General features: G+C 36.3%; 23 protein-coding genes and 2 tRNA genes. 15 read left to right on the top strand and 10 right to left on the bottom strand.

Annotated elements, in window-relative coordinates; all coding sequences use genetic code 11:
* Window positions 1-40 precede the first annotated feature (40 nt).
* The 6 genes from NHF50_RS09180 (at window position 41) to NHF50_RS09155 (ending at window position 3,859) form a co-directional block, all read left to right on the top strand.
* The gene (locus NHF50_RS09180; RefSeq protein WP_252777325.1) at window positions 41-754 is read left to right on the top strand and encodes a pirin family protein; all 714 of its coding nucleotides are present in this window, start codon (window positions 41-43) and stop codon (window positions 752-754) included.
* Window positions 755-796: 42 nt separating this feature from the next.
* A complete protein-coding gene (locus tag NHF50_RS09175) occupies window positions 797-1,324 on the top strand; it encodes a YceI family protein (RefSeq protein ID WP_109569398.1) in 528 nt (175 codons plus the stop codon).
* A 166-nt stretch (window positions 1,325-1,490) separates the two neighbouring features.
* The gene (gene fabD / locus NHF50_RS09170) at window positions 1,491-2,360 is read left to right on the top strand and encodes an ACP S-malonyltransferase (RefSeq protein ID WP_252775969.1); all 870 of its coding nucleotides are present in this window, start codon (window positions 1,491-1,493) and stop codon (window positions 2,358-2,360) included.
* Window positions 2,361-2,426: 66 nt separating this feature from the next.
* Complete coding sequence (locus NHF50_RS09165; RefSeq protein WP_252775967.1) at window positions 2,427-3,215, top strand: HipA family kinase; 789 nt, start codon at window positions 2,427-2,429, stop codon at window positions 3,213-3,215.
* Window positions 3,193-3,576, top strand: a complete 384-nt coding sequence (locus tag NHF50_RS09160; protein ID WP_109569395.1) for a DUF3037 domain-containing protein — start codon at window positions 3,193-3,195, stop codon at window positions 3,574-3,576. The genes NHF50_RS09165 and NHF50_RS09160 overlap by 23 nt, the downstream gene beginning before the upstream one ends.
* 43 nt (window positions 3,577-3,619) lie before the next feature.
* Window positions 3,620-3,859, top strand: a complete 240-nt coding sequence (locus NHF50_RS09155; RefSeq protein WP_252775965.1) for a hypothetical protein — start codon at window positions 3,620-3,622, stop codon at window positions 3,857-3,859.
* 40 nt (window positions 3,860-3,899) lie between these two features.
* On the opposite strand, the gene galE is transcribed toward NHF50_RS09155, so the two are convergent.
* Window positions 3,900-4,919 (bottom strand): UDP-glucose 4-epimerase GalE, encoded by a 1,020-nt coding sequence (gene galE / locus NHF50_RS09150; protein WP_252775963.1) that lies wholly within the window; start codon window positions 4,917-4,919, stop codon window positions 3,900-3,902.
* A gap of 42 nt (window positions 4,920-4,961) precedes the next feature.
* A complete protein-coding gene (locus tag NHF50_RS09145; RefSeq protein WP_252775962.1) occupies window positions 4,962-6,089 on the bottom strand; it encodes a DegT/DnrJ/EryC1/StrS aminotransferase family protein in 1,128 nt (375 codons plus the stop codon).
* A gap of 159 nt (window positions 6,090-6,248) precedes the next feature.
* Between NHF50_RS09145 and NHF50_RS09140 the strand changes: the two genes are divergently transcribed.
* The 3 genes from NHF50_RS09140 to NHF50_RS09130 all read left to right on the top strand — a co-directional run bounded on the left by NHF50_RS09140 (window position 6,249) and on the right by NHF50_RS09130 (window position 10,070).
* Entirely contained in the window at window positions 6,249-7,511 is a 1,263-nt protein-coding gene (locus tag NHF50_RS09140; protein ID WP_252775961.1) for a 3-deoxy-D-manno-octulosonic acid transferase, read from the top strand.
* 33 nt (window positions 7,512-7,544) lie between these two features.
* Window positions 7,545-9,689 carry a S46 family peptidase gene (locus NHF50_RS09135; RefSeq protein ID WP_252775959.1) on the top strand — a complete coding sequence of 715 codons (2,145 nt, stop codon included), beginning with the start codon at window positions 7,545-7,547 and terminating at the stop codon, window positions 9,687-9,689.
* Window positions 9,690-9,845: 156 nt separating this feature from the next.
* Entirely contained in the window at window positions 9,846-10,070 is a 225-nt protein-coding gene (locus NHF50_RS09130; protein ID WP_109569390.1) for a hypothetical protein, read from the top strand.
* Window positions 10,071-10,124: 54 nt separating this feature from the next.
* Here the strand turns inward: NHF50_RS09130 and NHF50_RS09125 are convergent, their stop codons facing one another.
* The 6 genes from NHF50_RS09125 to mutS all read right to left on the bottom strand — a co-directional run bounded on the left by NHF50_RS09125 (window position 10,125) and on the right by mutS (window position 14,878).
* Window positions 10,125-10,490: a YegP family protein gene (locus NHF50_RS09125; RefSeq protein ID WP_252775957.1), complete on the bottom strand. Its 366-nt coding sequence runs from the start codon at window positions 10,488-10,490 to the stop codon at window positions 10,125-10,127.
* Between the two features lie 113 nt (window positions 10,491-10,603).
* Window positions 10,604-10,834, bottom strand: coding sequence for a PLDc N-terminal domain-containing protein (locus NHF50_RS09120; RefSeq protein ID WP_252775956.1), 231 nt, complete (start codon window positions 10,832-10,834; stop codon window positions 10,604-10,606).
* Window positions 10,835-10,845: 11 nt separating this feature from the next.
* Window positions 10,846-11,592: a hypothetical protein gene (locus NHF50_RS09115; RefSeq protein WP_252775954.1), complete on the bottom strand. Its 747-nt coding sequence runs from the start codon at window positions 11,590-11,592 to the stop codon at window positions 10,846-10,848.
* A 399-nt stretch (window positions 11,593-11,991) separates the two neighbouring features.
* A tRNA-Leu gene (locus NHF50_RS09110) sits at window positions 11,992-12,077 on the bottom strand.
* A 23-nt stretch (window positions 12,078-12,100) separates the two neighbouring features.
* Window positions 12,101-12,173, bottom strand: a tRNA-Gly gene (locus NHF50_RS09105).
* A gap of 137 nt (window positions 12,174-12,310) precedes the next feature.
* Complete coding sequence (gene mutS, locus NHF50_RS09100) at window positions 12,311-14,878, bottom strand: DNA mismatch repair protein MutS (RefSeq protein ID WP_252777324.1); 2,568 nt, start codon at window positions 14,876-14,878, stop codon at window positions 12,311-12,313.
* Between the two features lie 194 nt (window positions 14,879-15,072).
* Here mutS and NHF50_RS09095 point away from each other — a divergent pair, with 194 nt between their 5' ends.
* On the top strand, window positions 15,073-15,615 hold the full coding sequence (locus NHF50_RS09095) for an RNA methyltransferase (protein ID WP_252775953.1): 543 nt from the start codon (window positions 15,073-15,075) through the stop codon (window positions 15,613-15,615).
* Here the strand turns inward: NHF50_RS09095 and folK are convergent.
* Window positions 15,612-16,754, bottom strand: a complete 1,143-nt coding sequence (gene folK / locus NHF50_RS09090; protein ID WP_252775950.1) for a 2-amino-4-hydroxy-6-hydroxymethyldihydropteridine diphosphokinase — start codon at window positions 16,752-16,754, stop codon at window positions 15,612-15,614. The genes NHF50_RS09095 and folK overlap by 4 nt on opposite strands.
* A 120-nt stretch (window positions 16,755-16,874) precedes the next feature.
* On the opposite strand from folK, the gene sppA reads away from it, so the two are divergent.
* The 3 genes from sppA to NHF50_RS09075 all read left to right on the top strand — a co-directional run bounded on the left by sppA (window position 16,875) and on the right by NHF50_RS09075 (window position 22,155).
* On the top strand, window positions 16,875-18,641 hold the full coding sequence (gene sppA / locus NHF50_RS09085; protein WP_252775948.1) for a signal peptide peptidase SppA: 1,767 nt from the start codon (window positions 16,875-16,877) through the stop codon (window positions 18,639-18,641).
* 89 nt (window positions 18,642-18,730) lie between these two features.
* Window positions 18,731-19,438: a queuosine precursor transporter gene (locus NHF50_RS09080; protein ID WP_252775946.1), complete on the top strand. Its 708-nt coding sequence runs from the start codon at window positions 18,731-18,733 to the stop codon at window positions 19,436-19,438.
* 98 nt (window positions 19,439-19,536) lie between these two features.
* Window positions 19,537-22,155, top strand: a complete 2,619-nt coding sequence (locus NHF50_RS09075) for an AsmA-like C-terminal region-containing protein (protein ID WP_252775944.1) — start codon at window positions 19,537-19,539, stop codon at window positions 22,153-22,155.
* 44 nt (window positions 22,156-22,199) lie between these two features.
* Here NHF50_RS09075 and NHF50_RS09070 read toward each other — a convergent pair whose 3' ends face one another.
* A complete protein-coding gene (locus NHF50_RS09070; protein WP_252775942.1) occupies window positions 22,200-22,991 on the bottom strand; it encodes a DUF2797 domain-containing protein in 792 nt (263 codons plus the stop codon).
* A gap of 101 nt (window positions 22,992-23,092) precedes the next feature.
* Between NHF50_RS09070 and NHF50_RS09065 the strand changes: the two genes are divergently transcribed.
* On the top strand, window positions 23,093-24,619 hold the full coding sequence (locus NHF50_RS09065) for a GH3 auxin-responsive promoter family protein (RefSeq protein WP_109569381.1): 1,527 nt from the start codon (window positions 23,093-23,095) through the stop codon (window positions 24,617-24,619).
* A gap of 2 nt (window positions 24,620-24,621) precedes the next feature.
* Window positions 24,622-24,795, top strand: a complete 174-nt coding sequence (locus NHF50_RS09060) for a hypothetical protein (RefSeq protein ID WP_170108190.1) — start codon at window positions 24,622-24,624, stop codon at window positions 24,793-24,795.
* The last annotated feature ends 43 nt before the right edge of the window (window positions 24,796-24,838 follow it).

The following is a 24,838-nucleotide window of genomic DNA, read 5'->3' as shown; positions in this document are numbered from 1 at the left end:
TTTAGGCTTCAATCATATCCCTAACACAACATCAAAAGTCATGAAAAATGCAGTTTTACATAAAGCAGATAGCAGAGGGTATGCTAACCATGGATGGCTTAAAAGCTTTCACACGTTTAGCTTTGCTAATTACTACAACCCAGAACGCGTCAACTTTGGTGTTCTAAGAGTTCTTAATGATGACACTGTAGATCCGGGGATGGGATTCGGAACACATCCTCATGAAAACATGGAGATCATTTCCATTCCGCTTGAAGGAGATCTGGAACACAAAGACAGCATGGGCAATACCACGGTAATTAAACACGGGGACATACAAGTCATGAGCGCCGGAACCGGAGTAATGCACAGTGAATACAATAAGAACAAAGACGCTTTGGTTAAATTCCTTCAAATATGGGTTTTTCCAAACCAAAGAAATGTAGCTCCACGTTACGATCAAATCACATTAAATGTAGCTGACAGACATAATAAATTACAACAAATCGTATCTCCGAATCCTGATGATGCCGGGGTTTGGCTCCATCAGAATGCTTGGTTCAATATGGGAAATTTTGATAAAGATACCACAACCGAATATAAAGTACATGATGCGAAAAACGGTTTGTATGTTTTTGTATTAAAAGGAGAAATAACTGTCGGAGAACAGAAATTAACAACAAGGGATGGCTACGGAATCTGGGATTTTGATACTGTAACGATAAAAGCCGACTCAAATGCGGAATTCCTTTTAATGGAAGTCCCCATGTATTAAAGAATATAAATCATATAATATTAATCATTAAAAACAAACACTATGGCTAAGACAAATTGGACAATCGACACAACCCACTCAAAAGTAGGTTTTAAAGTAAAACACATGATGTTTACTAATGTTTCCGGTAAATTCAATACTTATGATGCTACAATTGAAACAGACGAAGACGATTTTACAAAAGCAGCTATTGCTTTTTCGGCAGACATTAATTCTGTTGATACAAACAACGATGACCGAGACAATCACTTAAAAAGTGCTGACTTTTTTGATGGCGAAAAATTCCCGAAACTAAGTTTTAAAGCAACTTCTTTAGCTTCTAAAGGTGACGATTACGAACTAACCGGAGACCTGACTATTAAAGATGTTACTAAAGCCGTAACCCTACCGGCTGAATTCAGCGGATTGATGAAAGATCCTTGGGGAAATACAAAAGCAGGACTAAATGTCTATGGAAAAATTAACCGTAAAGATTTCGGACTAAACTGGAATGCAGCTCTTGAAACCGGTGGTGTTCTGGTAGGAGAAGAAGTCAAATTCGAAATCGAATTACAATTACTTAAACAATAAGTTTATTTTCATAATAATTAGTTTTTGGTTACTTAATTCATACAAGCACTGCTAAGCGGTGCTTGTGCTTTTTAAAACAGTAACTATTTGCTTCTCATTAAAAAAACGTATTTTTGCCTGTTTTTGAAATTAAATATAAAAAACAGACTAAACATAAATTAAAAATATGAAAGCATACGTATTTCCAGGGCAAGGAGCGCAATTTACCGGAATGGGTAAAGAACTATATGAGAACTCTGCCGAAGCAAAAGAATTATTTGAAAAAGCCAACGAAATTCTGGGTTTCAGAATCACTGATATTATGTTTGAAGGCTCTGCCGAAGAACTAAAAGAAACGAAGGTTACACAACCTGCCGTTTTTTTACACTCTGTCATCTTATTCAAAACCTTAAATGCTCAACCGGATATGGTTGCCGGACATTCATTAGGTGAATTCTCCGCTTTAGTAGCCAACGGAGCCTTACGCTTTGAAGACGGACTGAAATTAGTTTCCCAACGTGCCATGGCCATGCAAAAAGCTTGTGAAATAGCTCCTTCAACAATGGCTGCCGTTTTAAACTTAGAGGATAAAGTAGTAGAAGATATTTGTACGGAAATTGATGGCGTAGTCGTTGCAGCAAATTACAACTGTCCGGGTCAGTTAGTTATTTCTGGCGAATTGAAAGCTGTAGAAGAAGCTTGCGAAAAATTAAAAGCTGCCGGAGCAAAACGCGCCTTAATCTTACCGGTTGGTGGTGCTTTCCACTCGCCTATGATGGAGCCGGCTCGTGAAGAATTAGCGGCTGCTATTGAAGCAACATCGTTCAATATCCCGTCATGCCCGGTATATCAAAATGTAACGGCAAGTGCTGTTAGTGATCCGGCAGAAATTAAAAAGAACCTGATCGCTCAGCTAACCGGAGCCGTAAAATGGACCCAATCCGTTAACCAGATGATCGCTGACGGCGCAACAAGCTTTACCGAAGTCGGCCCCGGAAAAGTATTGGTCGGACTGGTTAAAAAGATCAACAATGAGGTAGAAACCATCTCTGCTTAAAACAATATAAACTCCGAAATACCATCGGAGTTTTTTATTTATCTTTGTTAAAAGAAGTTTCCGTTTATGAATTTGGATTTACGAACCGTAAATGTCATTCGCTATATTACCCCGCTTCGCGAAGGAGGCTCACTACCCGCTTTAGCAGAAGCCGATGACGATTTTAAATATGTCTTAAAGTTCAGAGGTGCCGGTCATGGTGTCAAAGCTTTAATTGCTGAATATTTAGGCGGACAAATTGCCGGTTATTTAGGCTTACCCGTTCCGGAGTTGGTTTTTGCTACCTTAGACGAAGCTTTTGGCAGAACAGAAGCCGATGAAGAAATTCAGGATCTGTTGAAATTCAGTCAGGGGCTTAACCTTGGTCTTCATTATTTATCCGGTGCGCTTACGTATGACGCAGCAGTTAATAATTGTGACGCTCTTTTGGCTTCTAAAATCGTTTGGCTCGATGCGTTTATCACTAACGTTGACCGTACGTTTAAAAATACTAATCTACTGATCTGGAAAAAAGAGATCTGGTTAATTGACCACGGTGCTTCTTTCTATTTTCATCACTCATGGACAAATTGGGAACAAAGCGCTCTTACGCCATTTGCCCTGATCAAAGACCATGTTTTACTGCCCAAAGCCGATAATCTGGAAGAAGCTCATACTGAATTTACCAATAAACTAAACGATTCTATCCTAAAAAATATTGTAGATCGAATTCCGGAAGATTGGTTACAGTGGGAGGATAATGAATTAAGTCCTGAAGAAATCAAATCGGTTTACTTTCAATTTTTAGCAATACGGTTGAAGAATGCTTCAATCTTTTTAAAACAAGCTCAGGATGCACGAAAAACACTTATATGATTATGCAGTGATTCGTGTTGTACCGAGAGTGGAACGCGAAGAATTCATCAATATCGGCTTAATGCTTTTTTGCAAACGCCAGAGATACCTGCGCATTCAATATCACATCCCGAAAGAAAAGATCTTATCATTTTGTCCGGATTTTGATATAGAACAGCTACAGATCAATATCGAAGCGTTTACCAAAATCTGTTCCGGAAAAAAAGAGGGCGGACCTATTGGCGAATTTGAATTAGCCGAACGTTTCAGATGGCTTACCGCCGTAAAAAGCTCCAGTATTCAGACTTCCCGACCGCATTCCGGTTTTAGCGAGAATTTAGATAAAACTTTTGACCGATTATATACGGAATTGGTACTGTAATTTTTACTAAATTAGTACAACCGTAACTTCAAAACGATTTAATATGAAAAAAACAGCTTTAGCGTTGGTCTTTATCGCTATATTAACTGTTTCTTGTAAAGAAGAAACCAAAGAAAAAATTGATGATGCAGCTGATGCTGTAAAAACGGAAGTCAAAGAAAAAATAGATACTACTGCAGCTAAGATGGAAGCTCATGTTGATACTCTAAAAGTAAAGACAGGAGAAGCTTTAGGAAAAGGTGCTGAAAAATTAAATGAGGCGGCAGAAGAAATAAAAAAATAGCATAAAAAAACCGAAGCAATACTTCGGTTTTTATTATTTTTTACTTCTTTTCTCTGATCTTTTGTTCCCATTTCCAAGCACTGGCCAAAGCTTCTTCTAAAGTAGATTTCGCTTGCCAACCCAAAACGGTATTGGCCTTATCTGTATTGGCATATGCTTCCGTAATATCTCCTTCTCTCCTGCCTACAATTTTATACGGTAATTTTTGTCCGGATACTTTCTCAAAAGCATGGATGACCTCTAGAACAGAGCTTCCGGTTCCGGTTCCTATATTAAAGGTTTCTACCTTTGCCTCATTCTTGTTTTGCAGCAGTCTTTGTAAAGCCACAACATGAGCCTTAGCCAGATCTACGACATGAATATAATCGCGAACAGCCGTACCGTCTGCTGTAGGATAATCATCTCCGTAAACTGAAAGTTTCTTCCGGATTCCCATAGCAGTTTGTGTAATAAAGGGAACTAAATTTTGCGGCACGCCTAAAGGCAACTCTCCTATTTCTGCTGACGGATGTGAACCGATAGGGTTAAAATAACGTAATAAAACAGCATTTATATCAGATACTTTAACCACATCCGTAATGATCTCCTCTCCCATTTGTTTGGTATTGCCATAAGGAGACATCGCCTGCTGAACCGGCGCATTTTCGGTAATTGGCATTTCCTCAGCCTGTCCGTAAACAGTACAGGAAGAGCTGAAAATAATATTTGCTTTAGGTTTTGCCTGCAATTCCTGTAAAAGGTATACCAATGTGTTTATATTGTTCTCATAATACAACAACGGATTTTCCACGCTTTCTCCTACGGCTTTACTTGCCGCAAAATGAATGACGCCTACTATATCACTATACGTTGCAAAAAGTTCCTTTACAGCCTTTTTATCGCGTAAGTCAATATTCTCAAAAAGGGGCTTTCTCTTGGTAATACGTTCTATTCCTCCCAAAACATCTTTTGACGAATTGGACAGATTATCGACGATCACTACTTCAAAACCTTCATTTTGCAACTCCACAACAGTATGTGAACCTATAAAACCAAGACCTCCTGTGACAAGTATTTTCATAAGATTAATTTGTTGATTCGGGGAACGTAAAGAAACAAATTATTAAACAAACTCTAAAACAGCATCCGTAATAAATTGTATCTGTTCATCATCTAATTCCGTATGCATCGGCAAAGCGATCACTTCTTTACACAACTGATTCGTTACTTTAAAATCAGCTTCGTTATAACGGGAATCTACATAAGCTTTTTGCTCATGAAGCGGAATAGGATAATAAATAGCACAAGGAATTCCTTTTTCCTGTAAATGAGCCAATAAATCGTCTCTTTTTCCGTTCGTGATTCGGATCACATACTGGTGAAAAACATGATCGTCTCCATTCCAGTCAAATTGCGGAACAACAATATTTTCATTTTGCGTTAAAATGTCATTGTATTTTTTTGCGGCTGTTCTTCTGGCTTGGTTATACTCATCCAAATGCGGTAATTTCGCTTTCAGAACACCGGCCTGAATACTATCTAATCTGGAATTAACGCCAACTACATCGTGGTGGTAACGAACATACATCCCGTGATTTACGATTCCTCTCAGCGTATGCGCCAATTCATCATCATTCGTAAAAATAGCACCTCCATCACCGTAGCAACCTAAATTTTTTGACGGGAAGAAAGAAGTTGCACCTACATTTCCGATAGTTCCTACTTTTTGTTTAGCACCGTCATTCCATGTATAGTTAGCCCCGATTGCCTGTGCATTATCTTCAATTACAAATAAATTGTGTTCTTTGGCAATTTCCATGATTGCATCCATATTAGCCGCACGACCGAATAAATGTACCGGAACAATTGCTTTTGTTTTAGGCGTAATTGCATTTTTAATAGCTTCGATTGAAATGTTCATGGTATCCAAATCTACATCTACCAATACCGGAGTCAATTGTAACAAAGCAATAACCTCAACCGTTGCTGCAAAAGTAAAATCGGCCGTAATCACCTCATCACCCGGTTTCAAACCTAGTCCCATCATGGCAATCTGTAAAGCGTCTGTACCGTTAGCACAAGGAATAACATGTTTTGCTCCTAAATATTTTTCTAAATCTGCCTGAAACTGATGCACTAAAGGACCGTTCACATAGGTAGTAGTATCCAACACTTCCTGAATGGAAGCATTTACGTCTTCTTTTATTTTTTCATATTGACTTTTCAAGTCAACCATTTGTAGTTTTCTCATTTGTAAAACGAATATTTTGTATAGCAAAAGTAAGAATTAATTATGATTAGCACTAAATGGTTCTACCATTTTTACTTGTACATTTTACCACCTTCCATTGCTCTGTAAAGAACCTTATTAGCAATTTTTTGTTTATTTTAGCCACTCAAATTCAAGTGAATGTTTTTTCTGTACAATATCGCAACTCTTTTGATTTCGCAGATCGTGAAATTGACCGCTTTTTTCAATCCTAAAATGAAGCTTTTTGTCAACGGACGGAAAGATGTCTTTTTGATCTTAAAAAATAAAATACAAGCTCAGGATAGGGTTATTTGGTTTCATGCTGCTTCTTTAGGCGAATACGAACAAGGGCTTCCGGTCATGGAAAAAATCAAAAAAGAATTTCCAGAACATAAGATCGTTTTAACATTCTTTTCTCCCTCCGGTTATGAAGTGCGCAAGAACAATCCAATTGCAGACGCTACGGTTTATCTTCCATTAGACACTCAACCCAATGCCGTATCGTTTTTAGACCTTGCACACCCCGAAATGGCTTTTTTCATCAAATATGAGTTCTGGCCTAATTATTTGAACGAACTCAAAAAAAGACAAATCCACACTTATCTTATTTCCGGTATTTTCAGGAAAGAGCAGGCATTTTTTAAATGGTACGGAGGATTTTATAAAAAGGCACTGCAAACTTTTGAACATTTTTTTGTACAGAACGATTCCTCTAAGCAATTGATCCGATCGATAGGTTTTACGAATGTAACTGTTTCAGGAGATACTCGCTTTGACCGTGTTACAGCCATTTTAGAGCGCGATAATTCTCTGGATTTTATCGAAGATTTTATACTTGATGAAAATCGCACAACCATAGTGATCGGCAGTTCCTGGCCAAAAGACGAAGAGCTTGTAGCTAATTATATCAATCAAAGCCCCGATTCTATAAAATTTATTATTGCTCCGCACAACATTAAAAAAGAACAAATTGCTACTTTAAGATCGTTGATCACTAAAAAAACAGTTTTATTCTCTGAAAAAGAAGGCAAGCAACTTTCTGATCACACGGTTTTTATCATAGATACTATAGGAATTTTGACTAAAATATATAGCTATGCGGATATTGCGTATGTAGGCGGTGGTTTCGGAAATCCAGGGGTTCACAACATTTTAGAACCGGCAACATTTGGTGTTCCGATCGTTATCGGACCGAATTATTCTCATTTTGCAGAAGCTACAGCTTTGGTACAATCTGAAGGTTGCATTTCTGTAAAAAACCAAAGCGAACTAACTCACAGTTTTAATCTATTAGTCCAAAACATAGACGAAAGGAAGGAAAAAGGACATATTTGTGAAACCTTTGTTCAAATGAATAAAGGAGCAACCCAAACCATTTTGAATTATATTTTAACAACTAAGCAGTGCACGGCTAATTCTTAAAAACGTAAATTGCAAACCAAAAACCAATACAAAATGAAACTTTTAAAATTATTTATTCTTTTTCTTAGCTTCCCTATTTTAGCCCAGCAGGGAGGTATGTGGGTTCCCAGCATGCTAGAAGGCATGAACGAAAGTGAAATGCAACAGTTGGGAATGAAAATGACAGCAGAAGATATTTATGACACTAATACATCTAGCTTGAAAGATGCAATTGTGCATTTTGACGGTGGTTGTACCGCTGAAATCATTTCTCCTAAAGGTTTATTACTAACCAATCACCATTGCGGTTATGATGCGATCCAAAACCATTCAAGCATAGAACATGATTATTTACAAGATGGTTTTTGGGCAAAATCTCAAAATGAGGAGTTGCCGAACCCTAAAATGGTAGCTACCCTGATTGTAAGCATACATGACGTAACCAATACCGTTCTGGAAGGCGTTAGTCAGTTAACTTCAGAAGCTGAGAAGCAAAAAAAGATTCAGGAAAACAGTAACCGTATCCAGAAGAGCTTTCCGAAAGAATCCTGGCAGGAAAACAAGATCAAAACCTTTTATGAAGGAAACCAATATTTATTATTCGTTACCGAAACATTCAAAGACATCCGTTTAGTGGGAGCACCGCCAAGTTCGATCGGTAAATTCGGTTCTGACACCGATAATTGGGTTTGGCCCCGCCACACAGGGGATTTTTCCATCTTCAGAATTTATGCCGACAAAAACAATAAACCTGCCGAATATTCAAAAGACAACGTTCCGTATACTCCGAAACATTTCCTGCCCATTTCATTGGACGGGATCAGTGAAGGAGACTTCACTATGGTTTTCGGTTTTCCGGGTAGAACTCAGGAATATTTACCTTCATTTGCCGTAGAACAAATCATAAATACATTAAATCCGGCTAAAATAGAGATCCGCGACGCTGCTTTAAAAGTTCAGGATGGTTTTATGCGTAAAGACAAAGCAATAAAAATTCAATACGCTTCAAAATATGCCCGAATTGCAAATTATTGGAAAAAATGGATCGGAGAAAGTCAAGGGCTAAAGAAATCAGATGCCGTTCAATTGAAGAAAGACTTTGAAACCGAGTTTCAAAAAAGAGTTGTTGCCCAAGGAAAACAAGACACTTATGGTAATCTTTTAAGCGATTTTGAGAAAAACTATAAAGCAATCAACGATTATGCACTGGCCAGAGATTATTTTATAGAAGTCGTTTACCGCAATACCGAACTATTGAATGTTGGCTTCCGCTTGTATCAATTGGAACAAATTTACAAAACCAAAGGAGAACAAGCTTTCAACGACAGAAAAGAAAACACCGTTAAATCTCTTGAAAATTTCTACAAAGATTTCAATGTAAATGTAGACAAACAAGTCTTTGAGAAGTTAATTGCTCTGTACGGTCAGAAATCGCCATTGATCCCGACCGAATTTAAAACTATGGATTATGGTAAAACTACCGATGAAATCTATAGTAAATCTAAATTGACTTCTTACAAAAACCTGCAATCTCTTTTAAGCGGAGAAGCATCAAAAGTCATCAAGGCATTACACAAAGACAAAGGGTATCAATTGGTTAAAAAATTAGCCGATAATTTCTATGAAAACATTTCACCTAAATATGATGCAATTGATTTAGAAATCGGAGGATTACAAAGAGACTATATGAAAGCTCAACTGGAGCTTTTTCCCGATGGACGCTTTTTCCCTGATGCAAACAGCACATTGCGTATTACCTACGGACAAGTAAAAGGATATCACCCCAGTGATGCCGTATACTATGAAACTTCCACTCATTTAGAAGGCGTTATGGAGAAATACATTCCGGGCGATTATGAATTTGATGTTCCTGCTAAACTGATCGAACTCTATAAAACTAAAAACTACGGTCCGTATGCAGAAAACGGTAAAATACCGGTTTGTTTTATTGCTACCAACCACACAACCGGAGGGAATTCAGGAAGCCCTGCTCTTGATGCCAACGGAAATTTGATAGGTTTGAACTTTGACCGTGTTTGGGAAGGCACTATGAGTGATATCCACTATGACCCTGAAATATGCCGAAACATCATGGTTGACATTCGTTATGTACTATTTATCATCGACAAATATGCAGGAGCTGAGAATTTAATAGACGAAATGCAAATGGCACACCCTAAAAAATCGACAAAAAAATAAGAAATATATAGGTATTTTTTAATAATACCCCTTATAAATCAAGGGGTTCGAAAAAAAAATATTTTTTCACAAAAAAAAATCTAAAAATATTTTGACAAGTCAAAAAATTTATATCTTTGCTATGAATTAATAATTAACCTTTTATAATTTAGTAAGATGAAAAAAGTTGTTTTAAGCTTAGCATTAGTTGCTATGATGTTCGTATCTTGTAAAGAAGCTGCTGAAAATACTGAAGCTGCTGCTACTGAGGCTACAGAAGCTGTTGAAGCTACTGCTACTGAGGCTACAGAAGCTGTTGAAGCTGCTGCTGACACTACAGCTGCTGCTGTTGAAGCTGCTGTTGATAGCACTGCTGCTGCTGTTGAAGAAGCTGCTCACTAATATTAAGCAAACAGTACAAAAAAAGCCCTGCAAAATTGCAGGGCTTTTTTATTTTCATTTCTTTTCTTCTTCTATAGCTCCGAATATATCTATCGAAGCAGAAAAATCTAAGATCTCTGCTGTCTCCATATACTTTTTTATTTCATTGACCCCTTTTTCCATTAAAAGCTGAGTAGTATACTTCCTACTGACAGCAATTTCTTTCTCATCCAGAATCAATTTAAAAAAATATTTACCACTACCGGAACGAAAGTTCATAAAAAAGATCCGATCAATATGTTGTTTAATGTGTTCTATTTCTTCTTCACACTCAAAACGCAATTCAAACGGATTACTGGTAAAAATTGTTTTCCCTTTTCTGGATGTTAATTCGTACTTGTAGAAACCACTTGGTCTTTTTGTGATTATAAAAGTTGCCATAAAAGTTTTGTAATTGCTAAAACGTTATGTTTAAAAATTGAGTTCTGCTTTAAAAGTACTCAAAAAAGTATAAAACAAAAAAGCCAAATATTAAATTTGGCTCTGATATCTTTTTAAGAAGGTTTATTTTGCAACACCTTTTTATTGATAAAGTATTTCAGAATATAGAAAACACTTCCTAAAAAAGGTAAGAACAGGAGCAACAGTATCCAGAAGAAAATAAACGTTGATTTTTCATTTTTTAGCACTAATACTAAAGCTGTAATAGTGGTCAGTAAATAAACGATCGAACCCACCACAATATCTGACGGATTAATTATACCTAAATAAATGATCAATTCCATAATTTTAATTTTTAGTTACAACAAAAAGCCTGAGATGCTACACAAGCATGGTTTTCCCATAGACAAGATGTATCAACCCCTCCAAAAGCAGAGCATCCTGACAAATCCAATGTGTTAAAACCAGATGTATAGTGAGCTATTTCAGCTGGTAAATTTGCTTCAGCCACACTCCTACTACCTCCTGTAGCATATATATAATATGTATTCCAAAAAGAACAACCTCCGCTAATCCCACCACCACTTGCAGGAAGTTTTGCATCTGTTTTTATTTCTTCTGGAGTAATCATTTCATTCATAAAAAACAAAAGAATATTAAACTCTTTAATATTAAAAAAATCTTCGGATTCAACAAATCCAGTATAAAAAGAAGACAATATGTAAGGTTGATCATCCAAAATTGTTAACTTAATATCAGGATTAGAATTAATCGATATAGCACCTTCACTAAGTGTTATTGTATAATCCTTTAAATCAACAAATTCTTGATTCACACCAAACCCTTTTTCTGTGTTAAAATCATATATGATAGAGCTATCTGAATGATTCACATTAATCTCAACAACTCCCATATTTAAAAATAAATCTGTAACTTTAGAGGTACTTTTTTCTAAAGTTAATTTTTCGTCAAGTTCATAGCTATCTCTTTTATATAATTTTACATTACTTTTACTCATTTTAACATCATTGCTATTTTCTTGAGTACAAGAACTAAATAAAACTGTAAGAAACAAAATTATAATTGATGTTTTTATTTTCATAATTTAAATTCAATTAAAAAGGTTTAAGTTACTCTTTCGATTTTCACTTTTAAATTTTCGTTTACTCTTTTTCTTTAATGTCGTTTTTCAATTTCACATACACGACGTTGGGTTATTAACCCAAAAAAATTTCTTAAATACATTTTTAAAACAAAACTTACTTATTAATTTAAAAAAACATTTAAACAAACTTCAAAAGTATAAGATTACAACTTAACTCAGTTACAGTTTTTCTGTACATTTTGTTAAAGTTTTCAAATATAATTGTGTGAATTTACACTTAAATAAACTAATTCTAAACAAGAACGAGAAAAAAGAAAAAAAATTGTGTAGTCATAAAATGCAGTTAGTTCTAAAAACAAAAAAGCCTTGACAATCTTAGATTAATCAAGGCTTTTGTACTCAAGGCGGGACTTGAACCCGCACGGACATTACTGTCCACTGGATTTTAAGTCCAGCGTGTCTACCAATTCCACCACTCGAGCTAATATCTTTATCTTGGTAGTTGAGCGAAAAACGGGGTTCGAACCCGCGACCTCAACCTTGGCAAGGTTGCGCTCTACCAACTGAGCTATTTTCGCGTTTTTAAAGAACTTCGCTATACTTGTTCCGTATTGCGAGTGCAAATATAGAACATATTTTTATTTCTACAAGTACTTTTAAAAGAAAAAAATAAACTTTTTTCTAATGTTTTGATAACGAATAGCTTATTTTTAAATTATTTTTTAGCCAACATTCGCTTTATCTCATTCAGCTTCATCAAGGCCTCAACAGGCGTTAATGTATTAATGTCAATATTGACAATCTCTTCCCGGATTTCTTCTAAAAGCGGATCGTCTAAATTAAAAAAGCTCAATTGCATTTCTTCTTCTGCGGCATCTTTCAGTCCGCTCAATTCGGCTCCGGAATGTTCTTTCTCTAACTTTTTCAACATCTTTTGCGCTTTTTGGATTACCGTTTGCGGCATTCCGGCCATTTTGGCTACATGAATACCGAAACTATGTGCACTTCCGCCTTTAACCAACTTACGAATAAACAATACGGTATCTTTCAACTCTTTTACCGAAACATTGAAGTTTTGAACACGTTCAAAGAGTCCTTCCATTTCGTTCAATTCGTGGTAATGGGTCGCAAACAATGTTTTGGGTTTATGAGGGTGTTCGTGCAAATACTCTGAAATTGCCCAGGCAATCGAAATTCCGTCATATGTAGAAGTTCCACGTCCGATCTCATCCAACAACACCAAACTTCTTTCAGAAACATTGTTCAAGATAGAAGCCGTTTCATTCATTTCGACCATAAACGTAGATTCTCCCATCGAAATATTATCACTCGCTCCTACCCGAGTAAAGATCTTATCAACAACTCCCATTCGCACGCTTTCGGCCGGTACAAAACTTCCCATTTGTGCTAACAATACAATCAAAGCCGTTTGTCTCAGAATAGCGGATTTACCCGACATATTAGGCCCGGTGATCATGATAAGCTGTTGCGTTTCTCTATTTAAGAAAACATCGTTAGAAATATAAGGTACGCCTATCGGTAATTGTTTTTCAATAACCGGATGCCTTCCTTCTTTAATATCCAGATCAAACGAATCGTCCAGTTCCGGTTGGATATACTTATTTTCAATGGCCAACTGTGTGAATGACTGCAAACAATCAAGTTGGGCTACCAGATTCGCATTATGTTGAACCGGTTTTATATACGTGGCCATCCAGTTAATCAACTGTTCAAATATCTGGCTTTCCAGTGTTTGAATCTTCTCTTCCGCGCCTAAAATCTTAGCTTCATATTCTTTTAGTTCTTCCGTAATATAACGCTCTGCATTGACTAATGTCTGTTTACGGATCCATTCCGAAGGAACTTTATCTTTATGAGCATTCCGAACTTCAATATAATATCCGAAAACATTATTAAAAGCCACCTTCAAAGACGGGATACCGGTTCGCTCACTTTCTCGTTGTTCCAGTTCTTCTAAATACGATTTCCCGTTTGCAGAAATATTACGCAATTCGTCCAGTTCCGGATTCACTCCTACTGCGATAGCATTTCCTTTATTAATATTAACCGGTGCTTCCGGATGAACTGTAGTTCCTATCTTTTCCCGTAACAGTTCACAGGCATGCAGACTATCACCGATCGCTTTTAATGCTTCATTCTCACTTTGTAAAGCCAATATTTTAATGGGAATAATAGCATCCAGTGAGTCCTTAAGGTAAATAACTTCTCTCGGCGACACTTTTCCGGCTGCTACTTTAGAGATCAAACGCTCCAGATCGGAAATTTGCCGGATCTGATACTGAATTTGCGTCAGAATTTCGGAATGTTCTTTTAAATAAGCGACCACTTCATGTCGGCTTTTAATTCGGGATACATCTTTCAACGGCAAAGCCAGCCATCGTTTTAACAGCCTTCCTCCCATGGGGGACAAAGTCTTATCGATAACATCCAAAAGCGTTACAGCATTTACATTCGCTGAATGATACAATTCCAGATTGCGAATGGTAAAACGATCCATCCACACATACGCATCTTCAGCGATACGCTGAATATTAGTAATATGTTGTATCTTATTATGTTGCGTTTCCGAAAGGTAATACAACACTGCTCCTGAGGCAATGATTCCCTCCGGTAATTCTTCGATGCCGAAACCTTTTAACGAATTGGTCTGAAAATGCTTGGTCAGGTTTTCTAAAGCATAATCTTCTTTGTATATCCAATCTTCCAGATAAAATGTATGAAAATCTTCCCCGAAGGTTTCTTTAAATCTATTTTTGAATTGTTTGGACACTAAAATCTCACTCGGATTAAAGTTTTGCAGCAATTTATCTACATATTCTTCATTGCCCTGAGCTGTTAAAAATTCTCCGGTTGACACATCTAAAAAAGTAACTCCTAAAAGTTTCTTCCCAAAATGAACAGATGCTAAGAAATTATTGGATTTTGCGTGCAGCACCTCATCGTTCATTGCCACTCCCGGCGTTACCAGTTCCGTTACTCCGCGTTTTACAATGGTTTTGGTCATTTTAGGATCTTCCAGCTGATCACAGATCGCTACGCGAAGTCCTGCTTTAACTAACTTAGGTAAATACGTGTTCAGAGAATGGTGCGGAAATCCTGCGAGTGCTGAATTTTCTCCTCCGTTATTTCGATTGGTCAATACAATTCCAAGTATATTTGCTGTACGCACCGCATCTTCACCGAAAGTCTCATAAAAATCTCCTACTCTAAACAACAAACAAGCATCAGGATATTTTGCCTTGATAGTGTTATACTGCTGCATTAACGGGGTTTCTTTTTTTGCTTTTTCTTTCGTTTTAGACGCTTCCTTTTTTGCCACAATCTTTAATTTTAGTCCTTGCGAAGGTAAGAAATTCATGCACAATTGCAAGATCAAAATTCAATTACAATTAACTCCGTTTATAAAACTATCAAACTTTGTATCTTTGCAACTTTGTGACTTATCCACTGTATCAAATGAGAAAATTAGCCAACGAAGAGTTAAACCGTATTAGCAAAGAAGAATTTAAGACTGCTGAAAAGACACCTATTATTGTAATTTTAGATGATATCAGGAGTTTACATAATATCGGTTCTGTTTTTAGAACAAGTGATGCTTTTTTACTGGAAAAAATATACTTATGCGGCATTACGGCTACACCTCCTAACAAAGAGATACACAAAACGGCTTTAGGTGCTACGGAAACGGTAACTTGGGAATATACCAAAGATGTTTTGGAAGTTATTCAAAAACTAAAAGAAGAAAAGATCAATATCTTTTCTGTAGAACAGACTGAAAATTCAATTATGCTGAATGATTTTCAGGTTCAGCCCAATGAAAAATATGCTTTAGTTTTCGGAAATGAAGTAAAAGGTGTTTCCCAAAAAGCAATTGATCTAAGTGATGGTGTCATTGAAATCCCGCAATTAGGAAGTAAACATTCTCTGAATATCTCTGTTAGTGCAGGAATCGTTATCTGGGATCTGTTTCAAAAACTTGGATTTAAGGCTGAGAACTAACCTTCCTTTGTCTTTTTATGGATTTGATCTAAAATAAAAACATAATCTTCCTGCTTTTTCACAAAATCGAGATCCGTAACGTCTAAAATCAAAACGTTCAAGTCAGTTTGTGTCTTGATGTAATCCAAATAGCCTCGATTGATCTTTTCCAGATACTCTGAAGGAATTTCCTGCTCATAACTTCTGCCTCGTTTTTTAATGTTTCCTAAAAGGCGATCGGTATTTTGATACAAATACACATACAGGTCAGGCTTAGGCATTTCCTTGTGAATAATATCAAACATTGTTTTATACAAGCGGTATTCGTCTTCCTGAAGTGTTACTTTAGCAAAAATCAACGACTTAAAAATATGATAATCCGCTACAATAAAATCTTTAAATAAATCAAACTGCGCCAGATCATCCGTTAACTGTTGGTAACGATCTGCCAGAAAAGACATTTCCAGAGGAAAAGCATAGCGATTTTGGTCTTTATAAAACTTCGGTAAAAAAGGATTATCAGCAAAACGTTCTAAAACCAGTTTAGCATTGCAATCTTCTGACAGTTTGGTTGCTAATGTTGTTTTCCCGGCTCCTATATTCCCTTCAATAGCAATATAATTATACTGTTCTATTCCCAAAGTTGCTAATGGTGATCCTAATCGTTCCTGAAAAACCACACAGTCGGAATCATCCTGAGTTTCCTGTAACAACTCTCCCGCTGTTTTCTTTAAAACCGGATGTTTCCATTGGCTATCAATATCCCTAAATGGGAGCAACACAAACTTTCGGTTCTGCATTTGCGGATGTGGAACAGTCAGATCATGGGTTGTTATAATATCTTCATTAGCCGCTATAATATCCAGGTCTATCGTTCTTGCCTGATACCCTGCTCCTTCTTGTCTTACCCTGCCTAACTCTTTTTCTATTTTCAATAGTTCTTTTAAAACTTTAGCAGGACTCTTAGTGGTATGAACCAAAATCGCTAAATTTAAGAAAGCTTCGCTTTCAAATCCCCAAGCCGGTGTTTCATATACTTTAGACACTTTTACGACCGTTGCAACTCTTTCATGAATAAGACGAATTGACTGTTTTGCATAATTACGTCTATCTCCTGTATTACTGCCTATGGAAATAATTATTTGATTTTGGTTTTTCATACAAGGGCAAAATAACAAACTATTTTACACTTAAAACCGAACAAATTTATTTTTTTATGAACATGTAACATTTTAACATTTTAACAGACATATTAGTCCAGATTATTTAATCAAACGAAAATGAAATTTTTAGGAAATGTATTAGCCACAGTTGTGGGAATCTTTATTTTTTGTATGTTATTCTTCTTCGGACTGCTTTTTATCAGTGTAATAGCAGGCGGAGATGGTGATAAAATTACACTAAAAGATAATTCGGTTATTGAACTGGATTTATCGAATGTAAACCTTGATTATGCAGGAAAAGTAAATTTTAAAGACTTTAATTATATTGAGACCAACCATAACGGTCTGATTGATGTTTTAAATGCTATTGATTATGCTAAAACAGACGAAAACATCAAAGGAATCTCTATCCTGAATAACTTTTCAGAATTGGGATTAGCTCAAAGTAAAGCCCTTCGCGACAAATTAGAAGATTTTAAAAAATCGGGGAAATTCATAGTTGCTTATTCTAATTACATGACGCAAAAAGACTATTACCTGAACTCGGTTGCCGATACTCTGTATTTAAACCCTGTTGGCGAACTTGATTTTAAAGGTTTAAGCTCTGAGATCCTGTACATGAAAGAGCTTCAGGAAAAAACCGGTATCAAAATGGAAGTTATACGTCACGGAAAATACAAAAGTGCAGTAGAACCATTCCTTTCACAGGAAATGAGTCCTGAAAACCGTGAACAGATGACTGTTTTATTAGAATCGGCTTGGAAAACCATTGCCGATGACATTTCTATCAGCCGAAACATTTCTGTAGATAGTTTAAACAGTATTGCTAATTCATTAGGCGGCCGTACTCCGGAATTAGCTTTAGCTAAAAACTTAGTCGATAAAATAGCTTATGAAGACGTTTACCACGAAGCTATTAAAACAGCTCTGAAAGTGAAACCTTCTGATGATTACAACAAGATTGAAATCTTAGATTATGCTAAAAAAGTAGCAACGACCGCAAAAGATTTCGACAAAGAAGATATCATTGCCATTATCTACGCACAAGGCGAAATTGCCGGCGGTGAAGGAGACATCAATGTTATTGGCGAAGGTGCTATCCGCAAATCATTAGAAGAAGCCCGTAAAAACAAAAATATTAAAGCTGTCGTATTACGTGTTAACAGTCCGGGAGGAAGCGCTTTGACCTCTGATCTGATCTGGAGAGAAATCGAACTTACCAAGAAAGTAAAACCGGTTATTGTTTCTATGGGAAATTATGCCGCTTCCGGTGGTTATTATATTTCGTGTAATGCCAATAAGATCTTTGCCGAGCCTAGTACTATTACCGGATCGATCGGAGTTTTCGGTATGCTGCCTAATATGAACCAATTGGCTAAAAACATCGGGATTAATGCAGAACAAGTAAAAACTCATGAAAACGCCGGTGGATACAGCATCTTTGAACCCTTAGATGAAAACTTCAAAAACTTTACACTGGAAAGTATTGAAAATGTATACGATACTTTTGTAAAAAGGGTTGCAGACGGCCGAAAAATGTCTCCTCAAGCCGTTGATGCCATAGCACAGGGAAGAGTTTGGACAGGAGCTGACGCTCTTAGAATTGGTCTGGTAGATGAATTAGGAGGATTAGACGACGCTATTGCTTATGCTGCAAAAGTGGCTAAAACCGATTCTTACAAAACAAAGAATTTCCCTGAATATGAGAAAAATTTCCAAGATCTGTTAGCCAATTATACCGGACTAGCTATGTTTAAAACACGCGAACAAATGATCAAAGAAGAGATCGGGGAAGCTAATTATCAGGTTTTAGAACAACTAAGACGTGTTCAAAACCGCAAAGGCATTCAAGCTATTATACCTTATGAAATTAAAATTGAATAGTATTTCAAAAAAATAAAAAGCAAAAAGCCATTCTTCAGGAGTGGCTTTTTTTATGCACGTTTAAGTATCTTTGTGTAATTTTAAACAGAATGAGTAGTACAGATAAATTTTTAGCCCAACGCATCTATTTTACACTAAGTGCCCTGTTTATATGTTCTCTGGTTGTTTCCAATCTGATTTTTCAAAAGTTCTTCTATTGGTATCCATTCGGAGATATTGAAATTTTCGGCGCTAAACTTTTTGAAATATCAGTAGGTATCATTCCTTACCCTATAACTTTTTTAGTAACAGATATCATTTCTGAGATCTACGGAAAGAAAAAGGCTAATCAGGTCGTTACCACAGGAATCTTTGCTTCTGTTTTTTCCCTGGGAATAATCTATACTGCTAATCTAGCTCCTGCTATAGAGAACTCTCCGGTAAACGACGAACTTTTTACTAAAGTTTTCGGACAAACAGCTTTAGCCGTACTGGCTTCTATGATCGCCTATTTAGCCGCTCAGTATATTGACATTCAGGTTTATCATTTTTGGAAAAGAATTACAAAAGGTAAAATGCTTTGGGTTCGCAACAATTTCTCAACCATGACCTCACAGGCCGTTGACACGTTCTCTGTGTTATTCTTACTTTGTGCTTTTAAAATCCTGCCTTGGGAACTCTTCGGAAAATTATTTGTAAGCGGTTTTGCATTTAAAGTTTTTATTGCTTTACTGGACACTCCTTTTATGTATTTAGCCGTATATTTATTCCGCAAAAAGTTCAAACTGAATGTTAATGAAGAATTATTCGTTGATTAGCTTCATTTTTTTAACGTAATATTAAATATTTTTAAATCAATAGCTTTTATTTTTGCAACTTACTTAGTTCATTTTAACACTAAAAACCTCAATACGTTATGCTAAAAAAGATACTTAAAGGCGTTGGGATTTTCTTATTGATATCCATTATTGCCTTAGCTGCTGCTCCATTTATTTTTAAAGACAAGATCAAAGCGCTTGTTTTAAAATCCATTAACGAAAATGTAGATGCGGAAGTGTCGTTTGCCGACGTAGATCTTAGTTTACTGCGAAATTTTCCCAATGCCAGCGTAAACATAGCCGATCTGAGCATCATCAACAAAGCTCCTTTTAAAGGAGACACTTTGTTTTATGCCGGAGACCTTAATGTAAAAATGAGCATTAAAGAGCTTTTTAAAGGCGAAAACGAAGCCATGAACTTAGAAAGCTTCTCTTCTTCAAATGCTTTAGTAAATTTGATCATCAACAAAGACGGAATAGGTAATTATGACATTGCTTTAAAAACAAATGAAGAAGACACTAAAGAAGATTCCGAAAGCCAACCTTTTAACCTAAACATTCAAAACTATGAGATCAACAATCTGAGAATGGTTTATTTTGATGAAAGTTCTAATATGAAACTGGCATTAGACAGCCTGAACCATAACGGAACAGGTAATTTTGCCGAGCAAAAACTGGATCTGGACACTCATACCAACACCAAGCTCTCTTTTGATATGGACGGTACAAACTACATGAGAAATGTGGCTTTATCTTTAGACGCTGTTTTAGGAATTGATCTGGACAATATGAAATTTGAATTCAAAGACAATAAAGCCCTGATCAATCAGCTACCTCTGGAATTCGACGGATTTCTGCAAATGGTAGAGGACGGGCAATTGTACAAGCTTACTTTCGGCACGCCGGACTCAGATTTCAAAAACTTTTTAGGTTTAGTTCCTGAAGCATATTCCGGAGATATCAGTAAAGTAAAAACAAGCGGAGAGTTTAAAGTTTCGGGTAAAGTAGACGGAAAACTAACGGAAACAACTATTCCTAAATTTAACATTGAATTAGCCTCTAAAAATGCTTCATTCCAATATCCTGACCTTCCAAAATCGGTTAAAAATATCGTAATTGACACACATATTGTGAACGAAACCGGTAACATGAAAGATATCTATGTAGATCTGAACCAGTTGTCATTTGCCATTGACCAGGATGTATTCAATGCTAAGGCTAATATTAAAAACTTAACAGAAAATGCTCTTGTAGACGCAAAATTAAACGGCGTGATCAACTTAGCCAATGTTACTAAAGCGTATCCGGTACAGTTAGACCAACCTCTTTCCGGAGTTTTAAAAGCCGATGTCGCTACAAAATTTGACATGAAGTCTGTTGAAAACAGCCAATATCAAAACATACAAAACTCAGGTAATATCAGCTTAACAGGAGGATTCAACTACGAAGGACCTGAATTAGCAAAACCGTTCAAAATCAATAATACTTCCATCACTTTTAACCCGAACCAGATTAAATTAAATGATTTTGATGCTGTTACCGGATCAAGTGATATTAAGGTAAGTGGCGGATTGGATAATTTCTACGGATTCTTATTCAAGAATCAAACTTTAAAAGGAAATTTTGATCTGGCTTCTAACAAATTGATCGTTTCTGATTTTATGGCTCCTACGACCACTACTGACGAAACTACCGGAACAACCACTACTGAAGCTGTTAAAATACCGGCTTTTCTGGATTGTACCTTATCTGCTAAAGCCAACACTGTGGTTTACGATAATTTAAACCTGAAAAATGTTTCCGGTAATTTAGCCATTAAAGATGAAGCCATTACTTTGAGCAACCTCAAAATGGATATCTTCGGAGGAAATATCGGTTTAACGGGAACAGTTTCTACTAAAGAGAACACTCCGAAATTCAATATGGATCTGGGATTGAACAGTGTTAATATTGCCGAATCCTTTACTCAGGTTGACATGTTAAAGAGCATTGCTCCTATCGCTAATACGATTAACGGTAAACTGAATTCCACCATTAAATTATCCGGTAATTTAACTAATGACATGACTCCCGATTTAAAAACTATTTCCGGAGATCTATTCGGACAATTACTATCAACCTCAGTAAATACTGAAAACTCCAAGTTATTGTCTTCATTAGCCTCTAACGTTCAATTCATAGATGTAAGCAAATTGAACTTAGACGATGTAAAAGCCTCTTTAACATTCAAAGACGGTAAAGTTGCTCTAAAACCAATGAACTTAAAATATCAGGATATCAACATGACCGTTGACGGAACACATGGCTTTGACCAGTCCATGAATTACAATGTTACTTTTGATGTTCCTGCCAAATATTTAGGCACTGAAGTTAACAATTTGATTTCAAAACTTTCTGCTTCAGACCAACAGAAAATCGAAAGTGTTCCGGTTACAGCAAATCTTACAGGAAGCTTTACCAGTCCTTCTGTAAAAACAGATTTAAAGCAAGCTACGACCAATTTAGCTTCGCAATTGGTACAAATGCAGAAAGAAAAATTAATTAATCAGGGAACAGGTGCATTAAGCAATTTACTAGGAGGTAACAAAGATGCTTCTTCTAATTCTACCACTTCTGATTCTACTAAAACAGAAACAAAAGAAGACGTAAAAACTACAGTTAAAGAAAAAGCTTCTGATGCGATTAATAGTTTATTCAAGAAAAAGAAAAGTGAATAATCAATGATAAAATGAAAAAGCCGATTTTTAAAAATCGGCTTTTTTTATAATGATAGTTTTACAACATATCCCTCATACGTCCGTACATTAAAGACCGTACCATCTTCAAACATCAGGTATTGCCCTTTTATACCGGTTAATGTCCCTTTGTAATCAGGTACTTTTTCCAGATTTAAACTACTTACTTTTTTAGGGTAATGCAAAACCGGATAATGCAAATCATAAATTTTAGCATATTCCGTATAATATGGTAAAATTTCTTTAGGTAACCAATTCTGCACTTTCTCTCTTTCCTTTACCAGATCAGCCTGAACCACATCATTTTTTAGCATTTTCTGCCAACTCGTTTTATCCGTAAAATGTTCTTTTAATGCTACTTCTGTAATTCCGGCTAAATATCTGTTAGGCACTTCTACTATCGGCACTGCTTCAATCGCTCCCTGATCGATCCAACGAGTAGGAACCTGAGTTTTCCTTGTAACTCCTACTTTCACTTCACTTGACAAAGCAAGGTAAACAATATGCGGTTGCAATTGTACTCTTTTTTCATATTCCAGATCACGATCTTCAATCCCCAAATGTGCTGTACTCAATTCCGGTTTCATAATCCAGTCGCCTACTGCGGGGCTCTTCATAAAACAATCGTAACAAAAACCTTGTCGGAATATCTTTTTCGGTTGTCCGCAATTTAAGCACTGATAGCCTTGAAACTGAATTTCTAAATTTTTACCTAAAATCTGATTAAGATTTAGAAAACTATCTTCAAAAACCAGATAATAATCTATAGGATCCGTTAATTCTGTTTGCATTTTTTGCAGAACTCCTTGGTATGTCATTACTATTTTGCTTAATAATTAGATTTAAAATTTAAAAAAAATATTATTTTTGGTAAAGTTATAATTCATAAATTGTAATTCATAATTATACTTTTTAAAAAATGCCTTTACCTATAATTAATTCTATTGCTTCATGGCTTCTTAAAAAACGAGTCCATCAAATGGAATTGTTTTTGAAATATCCCCATGAAGTACAGGAAGAACTGCTTTTCAATCTTTTGAAAATAGCTGAAAACACTGTTATAGGTAAAAAATATGATTTTGGATCTATCAAAAGCTACGAAACTTTTTGCGAACGAATCCCGATCTCGAATTATGAAGATCTGGAACCTTTGATTGAACGAACGCGCAGAGGCGAGCAAAATGTTTTTTGGCCTACTTCCATCAAGTGGTTTGCTAAATCGAGCGGAACCACTAATGCTAAAAGCAAATTCATTCCGGTAAGTACGGAAGCACTGGAAAACTGTCATTACAAAGCCAGTAAAGACCTGTTGTGCCTCTACCTGAACAACAATGAAGATTCAGAATTATTTACTGGCAAAAGCTTGCGATTAGGAGGTAGTAAACAATTATATGAAGACAACAATACTTTTTTCGGAGACCTTTCTGCCATCTTAATTGACAATATGCCTATCTGGGCAGAATTCAGTTCAACTCCGAGCAACAAAGTGTCGCTGATGGGTGATTGGGAAACCAAACTTCCGGCTATCATTAACGAAACCGTTCAAGAAAACGTTACCAGTCTGGCTGGCGTTCCGAGTTGGATGATGGTTCTGCTTAATAAAACATTAGAAACCACAAAACGAGGAAGCATCCTGGATATCTGGCCTAATGTAGAAGTCTATTTTCACGGTGGTGTAAGCTTTGAACCTTACAGAGAGCAATACCAGAAGTTGTTCCCGAAAAAAGACTTCAACTTCTATGAGATTTATAATGCATCTGAAGGCTTTTTTGCACTTCAGGACCAGAATAACTCCAATGAGTTATTATTAATGCTTGACTACGGAATTTTTTACGAGTTCATTCCAATGGAAACTTTCGGCACACCGCAGCAGCGAACAATTCCTTTACATCAGGTTGAATTGCATAAAAATTATGCTTTGGTCATCAGCACCAATTCCGGATTATGGCGTTACTTAATCGGTGATACCGTGCGTTTTACATCACTCAATCCCTACAGAATTATGGTAACCGGCAGAACCAAGCACCACATCAATGTTTTCGGCGAGGAGCTTATGATTGAAAACACAGATAAAGCACTTGCCAAAACTTGTCAGGAATTAGGTTGTGAAGTGATTGATTATACTGTAGCTCCGATTTTTATGAAAGAAAAAGAAAAAGGGGCTCACGAATGGTTGATCGAGTTTAAGACCTATCCCATGAACACAGAACACTTTGCTTTACTTTTAGATGAGAATTTACAAAAGCTTAATTCTGATTACGAAGCCAAAAGACATAATAACATGACGCTTAATGCGTTAAAATTGAATATAGCACGTCCTCATTTGTTTTACGACTGGTTAAAAGAGAAAGACAAACTTGGCGGACAGCACAAAATTCCAAGACTGTCTAACAATAGAAGTTATTTGGATGAATTATTAAAAATGCAAATCCTACAAATGAAATAAACATGAAACATTGTATTAAAATTGTAAGCTTGGTGATGATAATCGGTATGACTTTGGTCTCCTGCGGACCGAGACGATACAAATGCGGACCTTACAGAAAATGTGAAGTAAAAGAACAGAAGTCGGAAAACACACCTATTCTGATACTTACAAAAGAAAACAAGGCTAATTGCTAAAAAAGTTTTGCCTTTTCAACCTATAACGCGACCTAATTGTATT

It is taken from the genome of Flavobacterium sp. NRK F10 (genome assembly GCF_024054235.1).
GTDB classification, from domain to species: Bacteria; Bacteroidota; Bacteroidia; order Flavobacteriales; family Flavobacteriaceae; genus Flavobacterium; species Flavobacterium sediminis.
This window is presented reverse-complemented; position numbering and strand designations above follow the sequence as displayed.

Bases quoted from the DNA above. Each gene is read 5' to 3' on its own strand.
- NHF50_RS09180 (WP_252777325.1), top strand. From the start codon at position 41: ATGAAAAATGCAGTTTTACATAAAGCAGATAGCAGAGGGTATGCTAAC.
- NHF50_RS09175 (WP_109569398.1), top strand. From the start codon at position 797: ATGGCTAAGACAAATTGGACAATCGACACAACCCACTCAAAAGTAGGT.
- fabD (WP_252775969.1), top strand. From the start codon at position 1,491: ATGAAAGCATACGTATTTCCAGGGCAAGGAGCGCAATTTACCGGAATG.
- NHF50_RS09165 (WP_252775967.1), top strand. From the start codon at position 2,427: ATGAATTTGGATTTACGAACCGTAAATGTCATTCGCTATATTACCCCG.
- NHF50_RS09160 (WP_109569395.1), top strand. From the start codon at position 3,193: ATGCACGAAAAACACTTATATGATTATGCAGTGATTCGTGTTGTACCG.
- NHF50_RS09155 (WP_252775965.1), top strand. From the start codon at position 3,620: ATGAAAAAAACAGCTTTAGCGTTGGTCTTTATCGCTATATTAACTGTT.
- galE (WP_252775963.1), bottom strand. From the start codon at position 4,919: ATGAAAATACTTGTCACAGGAGGTCTTGGTTTTATAGGTTCACATACT.
- NHF50_RS09145 (WP_252775962.1), bottom strand. From the start codon at position 6,089: ATGAGAAAACTACAAATGGTTGACTTGAAAAGTCAATATGAAAAAATA.
- NHF50_RS09140 (WP_252775961.1), top strand. From the start codon at position 6,249: ATGTTTTTTCTGTACAATATCGCAACTCTTTTGATTTCGCAGATCGTG.
- NHF50_RS09135 (WP_252775959.1), top strand. From the start codon at position 7,545: ATGAAACTTTTAAAATTATTTATTCTTTTTCTTAGCTTCCCTATTTTA.
- NHF50_RS09130 (WP_109569390.1), top strand. From the start codon at position 9,846: ATGAAAAAAGTTGTTTTAAGCTTAGCATTAGTTGCTATGATGTTCGTA.
- NHF50_RS09125 (WP_252775957.1), bottom strand. From the start codon at position 10,490: ATGGCAACTTTTATAATCACAAAAAGACCAAGTGGTTTCTACAAGTAC.
- NHF50_RS09120 (WP_252775956.1), bottom strand. From the start codon at position 10,834: ATGGAATTGATCATTTATTTAGGTATAATTAATCCGTCAGATATTGTG.
- NHF50_RS09115 (WP_252775954.1), bottom strand. From the start codon at position 11,592: ATGAAAATAAAAACATCAATTATAATTTTGTTTCTTACAGTTTTATTT.
- mutS (WP_252777324.1), bottom strand. From the start codon at position 14,878: ATGCAGCAGTATAACACTATCAAGGCAAAATATCCTGATGCTTGTTTG.
- NHF50_RS09095 (WP_252775953.1), top strand. From the start codon at position 15,073: ATGAGAAAATTAGCCAACGAAGAGTTAAACCGTATTAGCAAAGAAGAA.
- folK (WP_252775950.1), bottom strand. From the start codon at position 16,754: ATGAAAAACCAAAATCAAATAATTATTTCCATAGGCAGTAATACAGGA.
- sppA (WP_252775948.1), top strand. From the start codon at position 16,875: ATGAAATTTTTAGGAAATGTATTAGCCACAGTTGTGGGAATCTTTATT.
- NHF50_RS09080 (WP_252775946.1), top strand. From the start codon at position 18,731: ATGAGTAGTACAGATAAATTTTTAGCCCAACGCATCTATTTTACACTA.
- NHF50_RS09075 (WP_252775944.1), top strand. From the start codon at position 19,537: ATGCTAAAAAAGATACTTAAAGGCGTTGGGATTTTCTTATTGATATCC.
- NHF50_RS09070 (WP_252775942.1), bottom strand. From the start codon at position 22,991: ATGACATACCAAGGAGTTCTGCAAAAAATGCAAACAGAATTAACGGAT.
- NHF50_RS09065 (WP_109569381.1), top strand. From the start codon at position 23,093: ATGCCTTTACCTATAATTAATTCTATTGCTTCATGGCTTCTTAAAAAA.
- NHF50_RS09060 (WP_170108190.1), top strand. From the start codon at position 24,622: ATGAAACATTGTATTAAAATTGTAAGCTTGGTGATGATAATCGGTATG.